Here is a 15,737-nt window from a genome sequence, read left to right as displayed (position 1 = left end):
AAAACAATAGAAAAAATATTAACCAGGTTCTTGAAGTAATAGCGTTGCAGGCCTTCAAGAAAACTTTCACAAACAAAGCCCGGAACAGAAACACCAACTGTGCGCCTACCAGCAGCAGAAACAATGTATACTTTGTGTTACCTTCCATGCCTTCCGGGTTAAGTATGTCAGGGAAGGAAAGCGCCCAAAGCCAGAAGAACAATCCAAGAATTACACCAACCAGCGTCATAAATACGAGACTGGTACCATAAACAGTTAGTAAGGATTCCCGATCATTCTGCGCGTTATGCATGGACGCAAACCGACTCACCGTTGGGCGCATGCCCAAGTCCAGCATCCCCCATATAGCCGACCAGAGCGAGCACCATTTCCCGCAAGCCATAGTCGTGGTGCCCCATCATCTTCAGGTAAATTGGCGCCATGATGAACGTCGCCACCATGCTAACCATAAGTTGAGCAACGTTAGACCCGGTATTAATTAAAACTCGTTGTAACATCGATTAAACAATCTCGGTTAAGCGGTTTTGTCAGCAATCATCGGTATTCGACTTTCGATGGCAGATATCATCGTAAAGACAATAAAGGGAATTGACACGGCGAGTAGCATCATCACCAAGACAGTTAAGCCGGTATTGTCCGGAGCAAGACGGAACACATCACTTATCACTGGCTGCGACCGTGACGTATAGCTCTGCGAGATGTCGAGCGGGACGTTCAATGCCAAAACGCGCTACGGCGGCTGGCTGGTATGCCTGGAAGACTTCCCGTCGACGCTCGATGTCATCAATCTCTGCCACCAAGGCCTCCGCTAGTGCCGCAGCATTACCGACAGGCACCTGTCTGGCTGGGCTACCGTCTAGCACTTCACGAAGTCCGATAGAGTCACTTCCAACGATTGGCACCCCTGCCGCCAATGCCTCCATGGCAAGAAGTCCGCAAGCCTCCCAGCGAGAAGGCATGGCGATCAGGTCTACCCCTTTCAACGCACCGGGCATGTTATCGGTTTGCGCCATCTGGTGGAAATAGTCGCCTAGCCCCAATTCTTTAAGATAAGCATAATCTTCACGAATAAAGCCACCCCAGCCAAAGGTGACTATATGAGGCATAGGACTTACTTTCAGACGTCTTCGAACAATATCCATGGCCTCGACCAACACTCTGAAGCCCTTGGGGCTCATGAACCGCCCAAAGAAACCGATCAGTGGCACGTCGGTTGACAAGCCAATTTCTTTCTTGATATCCGAAGCTGTTCCGAACTGGAAAAATTTGGCGTCTACCCCGTGAAGAATCGGGTGGACTCTCTCATCGGCAACACTTGGGAAGAACTCTAAAAAATTACGCTTTGCATCCTCAGTGACGGTATGAACCGCAGCCATTCGATTAAACAATTGCGCCATCAACAGGCGTTTTACGTGGCCCCTGAAACCGAGAAACAAAGGTTTGGTGAACATATCATGCCCCGTCATCAAGTGAGGCGTAGTGTTACCAGTCAAAGCCAGCTGGGTAAGCAAGCCGGCCGAGAAGCCATGAGAGTGCACAAGGTCATACGAGTGTTGCCTCGCCATTTTCCGTACCTGCCTCATAAAACCGGCTTTACCGGGATCAGCGGAGACCAGTTCAATACGGCCTGCCGGGAGAAATGTTGACAAGAAAGCTTCTAACCCCCCCTGATCTGGCGCTAAAATGGTAAAGCTATAGCCCTCAAAGACAGGCTGACTGTACACATAGCGGAAAAAAGTGCGTATACCGCCTCCCGGCTGCAAAGCGGTCATCAAAATCTTCACTGGCTCGTAACTCCTTTCACTACTTCCCTTAACTTCAAGGTTTCAGAGGGGTCGCTATCCTAGCTAACTTTCGCCTTGCAGGTAAGCACCTAATGCACCGAAACCGGGCCAAGCGATTCAGACCTTAGCAGATGCCCTAGCGCAGAAAAGCTTTTTATTCTCGCGCCAACAGACCTGGCCATTCGAAATCTTAGCAACGAGTAACTTATCCTGCGCGTATCTCCCATTTTTTCGAATTCACTTAAAACAGGAATCGAATGATGGATATTCATTATAAGAAAGCATTCAGATATCAAGTTCTACGATTTACTCGCCTCAACCAGCAACTTCTTGAGTGCGTACCAGCGGCTTGGCCACAATAGTTTTTTAGCAGATGTTGGCTTGTAGGAGGGCGCTTCATCACCCTTTTGTGCCAGAAGCCAGCCTACTTCTAACTGGTGTCTTCCGTAGGTCCCGTACTCTGTATTTCCGCTTACAACCTGATATCCGTTCCTATTGAATAAAGTCGCAAGGCTTTCTCGCGTAAAAAAATTGATGTGTGTAACTGGGTCTCCTTCCAGTCGTATGCCCCCGAGAATGTCAATCGGAATTTCAGCATAAACCACTCCGTCATCCTCCAAATGATCCTTAAGCCTAGAAATTAGCTCCCCCGGCTCGGCAACATGCTCCAAGACATGCGACAAAATAATAATTGAATATCGATGCTCTAAGCCTTCAATATCGTTAGCAACCTTTTCCACATTGGGAAGTTGCACGTCTGAATAATCAGCTATATAGCAAGCGTAACCATGCTCAATAAAGGAATTCATAATCTTTCCGTTTCCGCCACCATAGTCGAGCACCGAATTACCCTTTGTGTGCGATTTTACCTTTTCATATACAGTAAAAGACCTATCCCGATCCATTTTGACCATAACGGGATCGGCAAGATTCTGTCCACCGACATTTGGATCGCGTGCCTTCAAAGATTCATATTTGGCAGATATATCCTCGCTCGTCGGCCTTGGGTCATAACAGACAAATCCACACTTTTCACATAAATTGAGGTCAATAAATTACCCCCACCCCAAATATCGCGGAAAATTTTCTGCCGATCGAGTTCGTATTTCGATAGGAACTTTCGCTCCAAGATTTTTTTTGCTGGCCGGGCAAACACCAGAATTCTTGCCGCAATTTTTCCGAGTTCGGCTATCCTCTGCCACCGTGAAAACTTAGGAACCGTTCGTTCCCTCATGCTATATGCCTCAAGCGACATCCATCCTTTGGATTCGCACACAGGGCAATTAAAGTTAGTCTTCATAGGCTTTTCCCTCGTTTATCTGCGCGGTCAAGCACATAGTCAGGAAGCTGAACCGCGCCAGCCAAACATGACTACATGAGGCATATGACCCTGACCCCGAATTAGGTCCACCCAGAGTTGGAAAAATCCGGCTCCTGACCCTGACCCCGAATTAGGTCCACCCAGAGTTGGAAAAATCCGGCTCCAGTTGCTTCTGTTTTCTTCGTGAAACCGCATGTTTTCTGGCGTAGTCCGAGGGCGTGCACCACTCCAATGCGGAATGGGGTCTGACTTGGTTATAGAAAGTCCTCCATGCTTCGATTTTCTCCATGGCGTCGGCCAGTGACAAGAACCAATTTTCATTCAGACATTCCTGCCGGAGTCGTCCATTGAACGATTCTACCGTTGCGTTGTCGGTAGGCTTCCCGGGCCGTGAGAAGTCGATTTCAATGTTTCGCTCATAGGCCCAGCGATCCATGACCTTGCCGGCAAACTCCGAACCGTTGTCGGTCTTTAGCACCTCCGGGTTGCCCCGGAAGCGCGCAATCGCCGTCAGGGCTTCCTGAACATCGTGGCCCTTCAGGCTCTGCCCAACCACAATGCCGAGGCACTCCCTGGTGAACAGATCAATGATCGTCAGGAGACGCAGACGTCGACCATCAAACAGCGCGTCTGAGACAAAATCCATGCCCCAGATGTGATTGGGATGGTTGGCCTGCTGTAGCGGCTGTCGGTTCTTGGCGGCCTTGTTACGCTTCGGACGCTTGAGGCGAAGTGACAACCCCTGGTCCCGATATAACCGGTAAACCCGTTTGTGATTATCACGCCAACCCTCCCGTTGCAGCTGGACGTGCACACGCCGGTAACCGTAGTGAAGCCGCGTGAGCGTGATCTCACGGATCCTCATCGACAGCGCCGACGAGTCCCTCGCCACCGATTGATAGCGATTAGACGCCCTGGAAAACTGCAAGACCGCGCACGCTTGGCGTTCGCTGACCCCATATCGCTTTTGTAGGTCAGCCACCAGTTGGCGTTTACGAGGCGGTCTCAGAGCTTTTTTGCCACCACGTCCTGAAGCATGGCCTTGTCCAGGCTTAGGTCCGCTACCAGCTTCTTAAGGCGATGATTCTCCTCCTCCAGCTGCTTGAGTCGCTTCAGCTCGGATGGCCCCAGGCCGCCATACTTCTTGCGCCAGTTGTAGAACGTGGCATCCGAGACGCCCATTTTCCGACAGACTTCCGGGACCGGCGTACCCAGCTCGGCTTGCTTCAGGGCGAAGGCAATCTGCTCTTCGGTGTAACGGGATCGCTTCATGGCATGATCTCCTGCTCAAGGCTCTATCATGCCGGATTTTCCAGTTTTAAATGGACCTAAATTCTGGGGTAGGGTCAATAGGACTTACTTTCAGTCGCCTTTGAATAGCATCCATAGCATCCATCAGGAGTTGGGTCCTCTTGGGACTCATGAAGCACCCAAAAAAACCGAGCAATGGAACATCAGCTGGCACTCCAGTTTCTTTCTTGATATCAGGAGCTGGGGGTAAAGCTATTGCCCTCAAAGACTGGCTGACCGTACACACAACGGAAAAAAGTACCTGTGCCGCCTCCCGGGCTTCAAAGCAGTCACCAAAACCTTCATTGCCCCGTAACTCCGTTCATTACTGCGCGTAACTTCAAAGCGTTATAGGGACCGATTCCTTACCTAACCTTTTCCTTACCGGTAAGCACCTTCAGTGCGCGGACCGGATCGAGCGCTCCTGATCTAAGCAAATGCCCGATCGCAGCAAAACTCCTGTTCTCACGCCAGCACACCTGCGCCATTCGATAATTAAGTAACGCGCGCCGCTTTCGAATGGTAGATGTATTGTAAGAATAGCGAGCCTGAGCACGGCGAAGAATCTCGAAACCATTCTCCCAGCGTTTCCGCAGGCCTTTATGGCTAATCGAATCACCATGGCGGCGATACTGAAAAACCTTGACCGGAATAAATGCGAACCTGGTTTTTTCAGCGATCCTGATCAACATGTCATGATCTTGAGCGGCCCGAAACCCTTCCTCGAAACCACCAACCTGCTCATAGATAGATCGGCGCACCAAAGCGTTCACCGGCAAAGAAAAATAACAATCCAGCAACACCGTATTTGGGTCATTCGGCTCAATATGATTCGGCGAATGAATGTTATAGAGCCACCGCCCCTTTTCATCTACCGCTTCACCCATACCATAAACAAGCCCAACCTCTGGGTGAGCCTGAAGATAATCCACCTGAGCGCGGAGCTTGCCTGGCAAGAAAATGTCATCGCTATCAAGTATGGCTATAAGTTCACCGGACGCATTCTCAAGCGCCCGATTCAATGCGACTGATTGCCCTCGATTAGCGCGGTTTGGATGGGTTAAAAGCTTCAGATCTCCCTTCTCCGCATATTCAAGAAGAATCTCGTACGTTCCATCTGTAGAACCGTCATCAACGACGATAAGCTCCACCCGCGGATAGTCCTGCGAAAGCACCGATTCCACCGTTTCTCTAATATACTCAACTCGGTTGAATGCCGGCACAACCACGGAAACTAATGTCTTCCCTGAACCGTCCATTTTTCGACCTGCTATCGGTTGGTTAGTCTAAAATTTCGATAAATAATTTAACATCTAAAAGCCATTTTTTCTTGGCTACACACGAGATTTTGAAGCGGGTTCTGGCTCGTTAAAACCCACAATGTATCACAAGACAGCAAGACCTTATCTTCGTAAACGGTCGGCTAAGGTATAACTGGAACTGGACTTTTTCGATTGGTCGTTTTGTGACTTTGTATCACTGGTTGAAGGCAATTCCTGTCCAACGAGACGCCCAAACGCAATCACCAAGCCCCCCAAAAGATACCAGTAGTACTGAGACAACCCCCAATAGTGACCCTGACCCCGAATTAGGTCCACCCAGAGTTGGAAAAATCCGGCTCCAGTTGCTTCTGTTTTCTTCGTGAAACCGCATGTTTTCTGGCGTAGTCCGAGGGCGTGCACCACTCCAATGCGGAATGGGGTCTGACTTGGTTATAGAAAGTCCTCCATGCTTCGATTTTCTCCATGGCGTCGGCCAGTGACAAGAACCAATTTTCATTCAGACATTCCTGCCGGAGTCGTCCATTGAACGATTCTACCGTTGCGTTGTCGGTAGGCTTCCCGGGCCGTGAGAAGTCGATTTCAATGTTTCGCTCATAGGCCCAGCGATCCATGACCTTGCCGGCAAACTCCGAACCGTTGTCGGTCTTTAGCACCTCCGGGTTGCCCCGGAAGCGCGCAATCGCCGTCAGGGCTTCCTGAACATCGTGGCCCTTCAGGCTCTGCCCAACCACAATGCCGAGGCACTCCCTGGTGAACAGATCAATGATCGTCAGGAGACGCAGACGTCGACCATCAAACAGCGCGTCTGAGACAAAATCCATGCCCCAGATGTGATTGGGATGGTTGGCCTGCTGTAGCGGCTGTCGGTTCTTGGCGGCCTTGTTACGCTTCGGACGCTTGAGGCGAAGTGACAACCCCTGGTCCCGATATAACCGGTAAACCCGTTTGTGATTATCACGCCAACCCTCCCGTTGCAGCTGGACGTGCACACGCCGGTAACCGTAGTGAAGCCGCGTGAGCGTGATCTCACGGATCCTCATCGACAGCGCCGACGAGTCCCTCGCCACCGATTGATAGCGATTAGACGCCCTGGAAAACTGCAAGACCGCGCACGCTTGGCGTTCGCTGACCCCATATCGCTTTTGTAGGTCAGCCACCAGTTGGCGTTTACGAGGCGGTCTCAGAGCTTTTTTGCCACCACGTCCTGAAGCATGGCCTTGTCCAGGCTTAGGTCCGCTACCAGCTTCTTAAGGCGATGATTCTCCTCCTCCAGCTGCTTGAGTCGCTTCAGCTCGGATGGCCCCAGGCCGCCATACTTCTTGCGCCAGTTGTAGAACGTGGCATCCGAGACGCCCATTTTCCGACAGACTTCCGGGACCGGCGTACCCAGCTCGGCTTGCTTCAGGGCGAAGGCAATCTGCTCTTCGGTGTAACGGGATCGCTTCATGGCATGATCTCCTGCTCAAGGCTCTATCATGCCGGATTTTCCAGTTTTAAATGGACCTAAATTCTGGGGTAGGGTCAATAGTTCAGACTGTAAACCGCATACATCCAAAACACCGCAATAAGGCACTTATTCAACCGCGAGTAATAAGATTGGTCCCTTCTGTTCAAGGCCGCAAATTGCGACCGAACGACGGAAAGCTTACGGGTAATCCGGTAAAGAAAATTTAGAAAAATCGCAAAGCCGATCAGTCCCAACTCAATAATCAACTCAGCATAAAGGTTATGGCTGGCTCTCTGTCTTCCCAATTTGTTAGCTTTGGCTTCAGGTGTCGTTCCAAGACCATGACCCACAACAGGCCGCGTAAGGCCCAGCTTGAACTCCCCCACCATTCCTTTAAGACGCCCTTCCGCAGTCGCAGCCCCTGCGGTATCGCTATCAACCAGGGACAAATACCGATCTTTCTGAATAGGTGTCATTACGCTCAAAGCACCTACAACAATAACCACAGCCAAAAAAATCAGCTTCATTTTATGCCTTGATTCTTTAAACACCAGAAACGCAACAACCAATAGCGCAATAAACGCTCCCCTGGACATGGTGAGAATCAGTGCGTACAACATCGCTGGCATAATGGCCAGGTACAACAGTTTAGATTTCCGGCCTGAAGGCCACAGCAGATAGTGAAGGAACGGAATGGCAGTAACGATCACAAAACCCAACTCGTTTGGGTTGATCACATCCGCCGGAGCCCCGGCGAGTCGAGCCGCAAATTCTCCCCCACCCAGATGAGTGGAGCTCCCCCAGTAACCTTGTGTAATATGGAGATACAGCGGTTCCAACACACGAAACACCTGGCAGAAAACAAACACTCCGATAAACCATTTCAGTCTCTTATCCGTGTCAATAATCAAGGCAGTGAAGAAAAGAAAAGCAACGGCTTTGACGAAGGGATCAATGTTTGTGCGAACGACACTCCCGGGCCATTCCACCAATGGCAGGCTGATAACGAGATAACCGAATAGCACAAAAATTGCTTTGAAAATCGGATCCTGGAAGCGGCCTTTTAGCTTGTCACGCTGCAAAAACAGTAGAAGACTGATGGCGACGACGGCCGCTAATGTTGGTCGGATCACAGCGTAGCCAGGAATCCGAACAGAGAAGCGAAGAAAGAAATCGAGGATAAAATACAGATACAGAACAAAGCTGAACTGGTTTACGACCGTTGCATCCAGTTTTGTAAGGGCGCTCCGCTTTTCATCCTGAACAGAAACCATCATTTCCTGTTTCATGTCGGTGAAAATTCCAGCTCAAACTTTCGATCACCTTTTACACGATGCCCCAAGAGCTCAAAGCCCGAAACAGCCTTATGGAACTGAAACATATTATCTCCACTGGCGTGCCGACGCATCAGATACCTGTCGCTGATACCTTGGGCATCCGGGAAAGCCGTTACTGCTCCCAGGAAGCCAGCCTCTCGAACGAGATCCGGCAGGAAAGGCTGAAAATCCGACGGTTGGCCGTTGGGGTAGCAGAAGGTGCGGTCCTGCTGCCCGAGATGTTGATTCAATGCATCACGGCAACCGAATATTTCATCCCTTGCCTGAGCCTCAGTGACCCGCCCCAAAGATGGGTGGGTTACCGTATGCCCACCAATCTCAATGTGCGCTTCTTGCATTCTCTTCAGCTCATTCCAGCATAATGGTGCAAAAGACTCCGGTATTTCATCGGGAAAGACAAGCCCCAGCGCGCAGGCCAGGCCGGATATGAATTCATGTTTCACTTCGTCTGGCAGCGAGAGGGCGTGGGCAATCAACCGTTTCCAGAGCTCGCTTCGAGATTCACCATTTAAGGCACCTTCGCTCACTTTGAAGGAACCAATAGTGAATTCCCGGCTGACATGGGAGAGCTGGTCCAGAATCCAGGTAATCTTGTCCGGCCATAGCCATAGCCGTCTGTCGATGAAGCCCGTTGTTGCAAACAAGGTTGCGGGAACGCCATGGCGTTGAAGAATGGGAAAGGCGTGCTCATAGAAGTCTCGGTAGCCATCATCCACCGTAATCACGACCGCATGCGGAGGCATACGGCCATGTTCACGATGATATTTCATCAGCCCGACCAGGGAATAGGGGTTGTAGCGTTCCCGAATATGCCTGACCTGCTGCTCGAAACACTCAGAGCTTGCCCAGCCTTTTACCGGTGAGTCTGAGAAACGATGGTACATCAGGATACGGGGCTGATTTCGACAGATCTGCCGAGCAAATTGGTACCCACCCATCGGGCCAATCTTACGGATTGATCTCGACAACAGCTCCATTAGCCGCTCCTCTCGGGTCCGATAAGCCCGTCATATATTTCCTGATGCTTTGCCACCATAGTCTCCATACTGAAACGCTCCCTGGCACACCTAAAAGCATTGTCGCCTATTCGCTGACGTAATTCACCACTGTCACTCAACCTCCGCAGATGGCTCGCCAGTGCTGCAACATCACCGCAGGGATACAGATACCCGGTTTCGCCATGCTCGACCGCCTCCGGGTTTCCGCCCACATTACTGCAAACCACCGGTAATCCCGCCTGCATATACTCAACAATGGCATTCGAAAACCCTTCAGACTCTGAGCATAACAGGCCAATATCCAGAGCCTTGAGGCAGGCTTTTACGTCCGCTCTTGGACCGAGAAAATGAACCCTTTCAGCTACGCCCTGCTCCGAGGCCAGTAACCGGAGGTTTGCCTGGCTCCCGTCTCCGATCAATATGAGGTGCACATCGTGGCCGCTTTGATGAAGCTGACCAATCGCCTTAACGGCATCTTCCATCCGCTTGACTGGGCGTATGTTAGCGACCAACCCTACGAAGACGGCGTTCAGATGCTTAGTGCGCAGCTCCGTAAGGTCAGCCGGCACCTCACAAAATGTCTCGCCCGCACCATAGCCATTATAAATCACATGAACCTGTGATAGATCGAACGGTTCCGCCCTTATCGTCACCTGCTTCACCGCATCACTGTTTGTGATAACAGTGGAAACAAACCGCCCAGATATAGCGAGCATTACGCGATAGGCCAGAGTGTACCAATACCCCATGTCGCGCCTGGAAATGATGGTTTTTATACCATTCAGCCGGAATATAGGAGGGCAAATGACGGAGGGATCATTAAAAAACACATGGGCGAGGCGAATCTCGGAAGCTCTGAACTTCCAGGCGAGCTTCCACAATGCAGCCCAGGTTACAGGAGCGAATAAACGTGTGTGCCCCAGAACATGATAGTCACAGGGGAAACCATATTTCCGGAGATACTCAGAATCACGAAACACCAAAAGAATGGGCTCAAACCTAGCTCTGTCTAACCCTTTAATAAGATTAAGCATCTGGCCTTCCGTACCGGCATTGGGATTACGGAAATGGTCTATAACAAAAAGGATCGGCTGGGGAACTTCCTGGTGTGACATCAACTATGCATCCTGCTGTTAATGCGTAGCGCTAAAACCCACTCTCAACCCAAAATAACAGATCGCCCATGGGCAGTGTCCAGCAAACCCGAGGCTGCCAAATATCGCTGGCCTCTAGATTACCACCTTCCAGCCAGTAGCACTCTCGCCTAGTCGAAAATGGAAAGCAGGTCCTCGTTTGCAAATTGTGCATTGCAACCAACTCACCGCGAGTTTCAGAACGGCTAGATTAAGAGATGCGGACTGACCATCATTTCTTCGCCCAGAATATGAGTAAATTTGTGTAGCCCCCTTTCGCTGGCCCTTACAACACATCATAGCTTTGACTATTTAAGCCATCTTCAACAAAAACTATTCCAATAGGCGTAGGCTGTTACTACTCCACTATGAGAGGTGTTGAGGATGGGGGAGCCTTACAATCTTCACAAATTTCATACCCCTTCTGATTGACATTACCCTGATCATCAAACACATATACATAGAGACCACCCAGCGTTCCCCGATCCTCAAACTCCCCAAGGAACAGTGCCAATTCAATCTCACCGTCTTCCCAAGAAATCGGCCTTTGAACCTCATACTGTGTCAGCTTGCTGTACTCTGGTGAGTCGCCGATGATTACTCGTTGCAGCGACCTGTCTATGTATATATCGTCAATCTCACCTTCTTGAAGCTTTCCAACCTTTCCATTTAAGCCCAACGCCGCAACTGTCGGGCTCCATTTACCCTCAGCGTCCCGGGCGGGATCAAAGTCGAAGCCGCCAAAAAAGTTCCCGTTAATGGCCAGGGCAACTCTACCTGTAACCGTGTCGAGCTCTACTTCAAGATGATTCCACTGGTTTCCTTTGAGTGGTTGGGAGTCCCAATTAACAACGCCCATACCGGTTTGGTGCATCTGTGTCCAAGAGAAACGAATACCGTCTTTACCGTATGGGTCCTCCCAGATCCTAAGGAACTTCTGAGAGCCCGGAGTCTCAAAGCCGCTGCCGCTGCCGCCCCGGAACTCTGTGGGAAAAGTTACCGTTGCGCCAGATTTTTCACCTTCAATTCGAGCACCTACAAGACTCTGTTTTGACACTCCCGAAAATCCAGCGTTAATTAAACCATCGCTGTCGATACCGAGAAAAACACCCTCATAACCGCCCTCTACAAGCAACGTCTCGGACTCCTGAAAAGTTCCGATGAGAGTTTCAGTCGTAAAAGCCCAGTAGGAGCCTGGGTCGACCTTTGGCTTGTACCACCAGGAAACATACAGCTGCCGATTGTCGGCCGGAGTATCAAGGCCCCCGTAGGCGTTAGGCCAGCCTAGGAAGTTGTTCTCTCCTTCAAAAAAATAATGTGACCGCGAAGCAGGATGCCGCTTAACGCGGGTACTATCCACATGAACGTTCAAGCTTGATTTTTCCCATAGGCTCTCATTCGAATCTGTAGATCTAATCACGGCTTCTGAACCGTCTACGTCAGAATAAACACTATTCTTTAGTCCATTTTCGTAGGCAATGTCTACACGATCAACGAGTATGGGGGCGGCTTGCTTCTTGCTGCCAAAGTCTTTCCCGAATACTGAAATGCGATTCATTGTGTCTTGCAGAACAACCGCTGACACCACAGGGTCCGCTTGAACATGAAAAGGAAGAGCAAAAAGACCGCTCACGAGAAATATAGCCACCTTATGCTTGCTTGATTCATACATAGTCATGAAATGCTCCAAAGTTTGCCGCCTGCCGAACAATAGCAATCCTTAGACTCAGTACTTTATCCAAGTTCCCACTACGACAAACATCCCACAAAACTTAACACAATATAAACCGATTACTCAGGACAGTTACCGTTAAGAATTGATCATCTGGCAAGCCTGGCCCTGACTCCACATTAGGTTCAGCCAGAGCCGGAAAATCCGACTCCAGTTGTTGCTGTTCGCGCCGAGAAGCCGCATTTTCTAGATTGCCCAACGGCATGGACCACTCCAATGCGGGATGGGGCGGACTTGGTTGTAGAACATCCTCCACGCTTCGATCTTCTTCCTTGGCGTATGCCAACAACAAGAAACTGTTGTCGTTCAGGGGTTCCTGTAGAAGTCACCCATTGAAGGATTCCACACTTGCATTCTTGATGGGCTTACCCAGTCGTAAGAAGTCGGTTTTTATTTTACTCTCATACGCCAATCAGTCCATGACTTTGCCGGCGAACTCGGAACAGTTGTCGGCCTCGAAGACCTCCGAGCCACCCGGAAAATATGCCATGATGCCAAGGCATTTGCGGGTAAACAGCTCAAGGATCGTCAGCAGACGCAGAAACCGGCCTTAGAACGGCGCAAATGAACGAAATCACACCCCAAAGGTGGTTGGGAAGATTGGCCTGCTGAAGCGGCTGAAAGTGCTTGGCTGTCTTATTGCGTTTGGGGCGAAGCGAAAATCCTTGTGTAGTGGTCAACTAATCCCGGACAGTATTTTAAGGTTTTCCTCAGCCGCAACGGGCGAAATGCCGTCGTTGAATGTGTGGGGTCGTTGCCGGTTGTAGTAGTCCATCAGATAGCCACCCACATCTTTTTTGGCCTCAGGCAGATTCCGATATCCCAGGGCCGGTATCCATTCGGATTTCAGACTCCGGAACAGTCTCTCCATCGGTGCGTTGTCCCAGCAGTTACCGCGTCGGCTCATGCTTTGTGTCATTCGATAGCGCCAGAGCCGCTGACGGAACTTTCGACTGGCATACTGGCTTCCCTGATCCGAGTGGAACATGACTTTTTCTGGTTGACCACGCTGTTCCCAGGCGTGGTCTAGAGCTTTGACCACCAAATCCGCATCGGGGCTGGATGACATCGCCCAACCAACGACGCGTCGGGCATACAAATCTAGAACGACAGCCAGATAGCTCCACCGCTGGCCGCTCCATACGTAGGTGATGTCACCACACCACGCCTGATTCGGCCGGTCTACCGTAAACTCACGAGCCAGATGGTTCGGGATATCCGGTCGCTCAACGGTCGCCTGTTTGTAGGCGTGAGGACCCGGCTGCTTACAGATCAGCCCCAGTTCACTCATCAATCGTCGAACCTTGAAACGCCCGATGACAACGCCGTCGTCATTGAGCATGCCCTTGATCGTTCTACTGCCGGCAGAGCTTCGGCTCTAGGTAAAGAGACGGTTTACCTGAGCCTTCAGGGCCTGACGCTCAACATCCACGTGCTTCCGCCGTTGGCGGTACTCGTAATAGCTGGAACGGCTGATATCAAACGCATTGCAGACCATTTCAACAGGCATTTGCTCACTCAACTGGTCTATCAGGGCGTACGATTCATGTCGTCCGACATCAAGAGAGCGGTAGCCTTTTTTAGTATGTCTTTCTCCTGTTCAAGGCGCTTGCAGAGGGCTTCCAGCTCCTCAATACGGCGCTGCTCCGGGGTTAACGCCTTGCCCTTCGGGGTGACACCGTCACGCTCCTCGGTCAGTTGGTTAACCCAGCGCCGGATAGCGCTTTCACCAATTCCCAGGGACACGCTCGCCTGGGGAATCGTGTAACCTTGATCCAGCACCAGGCTGGCTGCTTCCTGTTTGAACTCAGGAGAAAAAGAACGTCACTTTCTGGTCATCAGACACCTCGTTTATGGTGGCGATATTACCACCTACATTGGTGTCCGGAATCATTGAACCACTACAGGTCGCCTAATGGCATAACCTCTGAACCACGACTCTATCGTGCCAGAATTCCCAGTTTAAATGGGGAGGACTTAACAGGTCTGAGCAACACCTCTACCTAGTTGTCCATAATTGAATGAATGGTCTTGACCTGCGGCCAAGCAAAATTCAAGCAGAGAGACGGTGATGCCAGGAACAGAGGTTTAAAGCCTATCATTGCGGCGCATGGCTCCCATGACCAAACAGGGAACCGCGTGCTGGCAGCTAACTGTTACTGGTACACTATTTGCCCATTTGCATATCGAGCACTGTTACAGGGAGTTAGCTGGGTTTGGAGATATTTATCGTATACAAAGAGGACTACCCTTGGGACGTCCGCGTAGAAAAGCTTGCAAAGTCACTCAACGAAGCCGGCAACGCCGTCACGATAATCGCCAGAAACTTGGACCAGAAACCCACCAATGAATCTACCCCAGGTTTTCAGATTCGTCGCATTCCGCGGACCCAACGATTACCGAGAGTGATTCAAAAGCTGATAAATATGCCCCTTTGGTTTAATCCAATCTGGCTCTACACGATATCAAAGGCTATCAAGGGCGCGCCCAAGCCAGTAATTATAGTGCGGGACCTTCCCCTGGTTAGCGCTGCCACCTTAATTGCCCGCTTCGGACCGGCGAAGGTAGTGTTCGATATGGCGGAAGTCTACCCGGAAATGTACAGGTCTTCTGCAAAACATTCCGACCGATCCTGGCTGGACAGTATTGTCAAAAACCCCAATCTTGCGGCACGTTATGAAAAGGCGGTGTTGCCCAAAGTAGATCACACTATCGTGATGATCGCAGAATCCCGGGATCGGCTCCTCGCCATGGGTGTGCCAACAGAGAGAGTGTCAATAGTGAGTAACACCCCACCTATTGAAAAGTACAATAACTACCGGCACAAACACAATGGCGAAACTCTGAGAATCGTTTACGTTGGTTTCCTAACTGAACTCAGGGGTCTGGATTTACTCATCGAGGCTGTTGGCCATTACATCGAGAAAGGCAATGCTAAAAGTACAATTCAGGTGGACATTGTCGGGAAAGGTGCATGCAAGGAAAAATTGATCAACCTGGCCAGAAAGTTGGATATCGAGGAATCTGTGCGGGTGCATGGATGGCTCTCGCAAGAAGATGTGGACCAGCTTATGGCCAATGCTAACGTCGGTGCTCTGACCTATCGGGTATGTGGCCATTGGAACCACACTATCCCCAATAAAATCTTCGATTACATGCTAGCAGGGCTTCCAGTACTGACAACTGAAGTGTTGCCAATCCAACGCATCATAGAAGAAGCGAACTGTGGTGTTGTCTGTCGCGACCTGGATCCAGCGGACATTGCTGAGAAGCTCGACTATCTAAAAACCCCAGCCGTTCGTCAAGAGCTGGGCGAAAACGGCTACCGAGCTATTCGCGATAAATACAACTGGGAGAACGATAAAGCCCGCCTCAATGAAATCATCAATGCCCTTAATTAAGTAGCTTTTGC

The 15,737-nt window shown here is 50.5% G+C and carries 13 protein-coding genes and 1 pseudogene; 1 reads left to right on the top strand and 13 read right to left on the bottom strand.

Annotated elements, in window-relative coordinates:
• The 13 genes and pseudogenes from CFT65_RS19115 to CFT65_RS11015 form a co-directional block, all read right to left on the bottom strand.
• Positions 1 to 292, bottom strand: a 292-nt coding sequence (locus CFT65_RS19115; RefSeq protein WP_416376643.1) for a hypothetical protein, incomplete at its 3' end; no start/stop codon positions are given.
• A complete protein-coding gene (locus tag CFT65_RS19040; RefSeq protein ID WP_172408462.1) occupies positions 285 to 422 on the bottom strand; it encodes a hypothetical protein in 138 nt (45 codons plus the stop codon). The genes CFT65_RS19115 and CFT65_RS19040, both read right to left, overlap by 8 nt.
• Before the next feature lie 234 nt (positions 423 to 656).
• Complete coding sequence (locus CFT65_RS11065) at positions 657 to 1,784, bottom strand: glycosyltransferase family 4 protein (RefSeq protein ID WP_088828102.1); 1,128 nt, start codon at positions 1,782 to 1,784, stop codon at positions 657 to 659.
• Positions 1,785 to 2,083: 299 nt separating this feature from the next.
• Positions 2,084 to 2,749, bottom strand: coding sequence for a class I SAM-dependent methyltransferase (locus CFT65_RS11060; RefSeq protein WP_141103815.1), 666 nt, complete (start codon positions 2,747 to 2,749; stop codon positions 2,084 to 2,086).
• Positions 2,746 to 3,084, bottom strand: coding sequence for a hypothetical protein (locus CFT65_RS11055; protein WP_088828100.1), 339 nt, complete (start codon positions 3,082 to 3,084; stop codon positions 2,746 to 2,748). Before CFT65_RS11055 ends, CFT65_RS11060 begins: the two co-directional genes overlap by 4 nt.
• Positions 3,085 to 3,235: 151 nt before the next feature.
• Positions 3,236 to 4,377, bottom strand: a protein-coding gene (locus CFT65_RS11050) for an IS3 family transposase (RefSeq protein WP_088828050.1) whose coding sequence is annotated in 2 segments (ribosomal slippage) — positions 3,236 to 4,125 and positions 4,125 to 4,377 — 1,143 coding nt in all. Because the reading frame shifts where the segments join, the coding sequence is not laid out codon by codon here.
• Between the two features lie 383 nt (positions 4,378 to 4,760).
• Positions 4,761 to 5,654 carry a glycosyltransferase gene (locus CFT65_RS11045; RefSeq protein WP_088828099.1) on the bottom strand — a complete coding sequence of 298 codons (894 nt, stop codon included), beginning with the start codon at positions 5,652 to 5,654 and terminating at the stop codon, positions 4,761 to 4,763.
• A 329-nt stretch (positions 5,655 to 5,983) separates the two neighbouring features.
• Positions 5,984 to 7,125, bottom strand: a protein-coding gene (locus CFT65_RS11040; protein ID WP_088828050.1) for an IS3 family transposase whose coding sequence is annotated in 2 segments (ribosomal slippage) — positions 5,984 to 6,873 and positions 6,873 to 7,125 — 1,143 coding nt in all. Because the reading frame shifts where the segments join, the coding sequence is not laid out codon by codon here.
• A gap of 74 nt (positions 7,126 to 7,199) precedes the next feature.
• Positions 7,200 to 8,414 (bottom strand): O-antigen ligase family protein, encoded by a 1,215-nt coding sequence (locus tag CFT65_RS11035; RefSeq protein ID WP_228705821.1) that lies wholly within the window; start codon positions 8,412 to 8,414, stop codon positions 7,200 to 7,202.
• Positions 8,411 to 9,439 carry a polysaccharide deacetylase family protein gene (locus CFT65_RS11030; protein ID WP_088828098.1) on the bottom strand — a complete coding sequence of 343 codons (1,029 nt, stop codon included), beginning with the start codon at positions 9,437 to 9,439 and terminating at the stop codon, positions 8,411 to 8,413. Before CFT65_RS11030 ends, CFT65_RS11035 begins: the two co-directional genes overlap by 4 nt.
• Positions 9,439 to 10,575, bottom strand: a complete 1,137-nt coding sequence (locus tag CFT65_RS11025) for a glycosyltransferase (RefSeq protein WP_088828097.1) — start codon at positions 10,573 to 10,575, stop codon at positions 9,439 to 9,441. The genes CFT65_RS11030 and CFT65_RS11025 overlap by 1 nt, the downstream gene beginning before the upstream one ends.
• 376 nt (positions 10,576 to 10,951) lie before the next feature.
• Positions 10,952 to 12,271, bottom strand: coding sequence for a hypothetical protein (locus tag CFT65_RS11020; protein ID WP_141103814.1), 1,320 nt, complete (start codon positions 12,269 to 12,271; stop codon positions 10,952 to 10,954).
• Positions 12,272 to 13,001: 730 nt separating this feature from the next.
• Positions 13,002 to 14,110: pseudogene (locus tag CFT65_RS11015) on the bottom strand (IS3 family transposase).
• Positions 14,111 to 14,541: 431 nt separating this feature from the next.
• Between CFT65_RS11015 and CFT65_RS11010 the strand changes: the two are divergent.
• Entirely contained in the window at positions 14,542 to 15,726 is a 1,185-nt protein-coding gene (locus tag CFT65_RS11010) for a glycosyltransferase family 4 protein (protein ID WP_088828095.1), read from the top strand.
• Positions 15,727 to 15,737 lie beyond the last annotated feature (11 nt).

The organism is Marinobacter sp. es.048 (assembly GCF_900188435.1).
Lineage (GTDB): Bacteria > Pseudomonadota > Gammaproteobacteria > Pseudomonadales > Oleiphilaceae > Marinobacter.
This window is presented reverse-complemented; position numbering and strand designations above follow the sequence as displayed.

Bases quoted from the DNA above. Each gene is read 5' to 3' on its own strand.
- CFT65_RS11030 (WP_088828098.1), bottom strand. From the start codon at position 9,439: ATGGAGCTGTTGTCGAGATCAATCCGTAAGATTGGCCCGATGGGTGGG.
- CFT65_RS11035 (WP_228705821.1), bottom strand. From the start codon at position 8,414: ATGAAACAGGAAATGATGGTTTCTGTTCAGGATGAAAAGCGGAGCGCC.
- CFT65_RS11045 (WP_088828099.1), bottom strand. From the start codon at position 5,654: ATGGACGGTTCAGGGAAGACATTAGTTTCCGTGGTTGTGCCGGCATTC.
- CFT65_RS11020 (WP_141103814.1), bottom strand. From the start codon at position 12,271: ATGACTATGTATGAATCAAGCAAGCATAAGGTGGCTATATTTCTCGTG.
- CFT65_RS11025 (WP_088828097.1), bottom strand. From the start codon at position 10,575: ATGTCACACCAGGAAGTTCCCCAGCCGATCCTTTTTGTTATAGACCAT.
- CFT65_RS19040 (WP_172408462.1), bottom strand. From the start codon at position 422: ATGGCGCCAATTTACCTGAAGATGATGGGGCACCACGACTATGGCTTG.
- CFT65_RS11055 (WP_088828100.1), bottom strand. From the start codon at position 3,084: ATGAAGACTAACTTTAATTGCCCTGTGTGCGAATCCAAAGGATGGATG.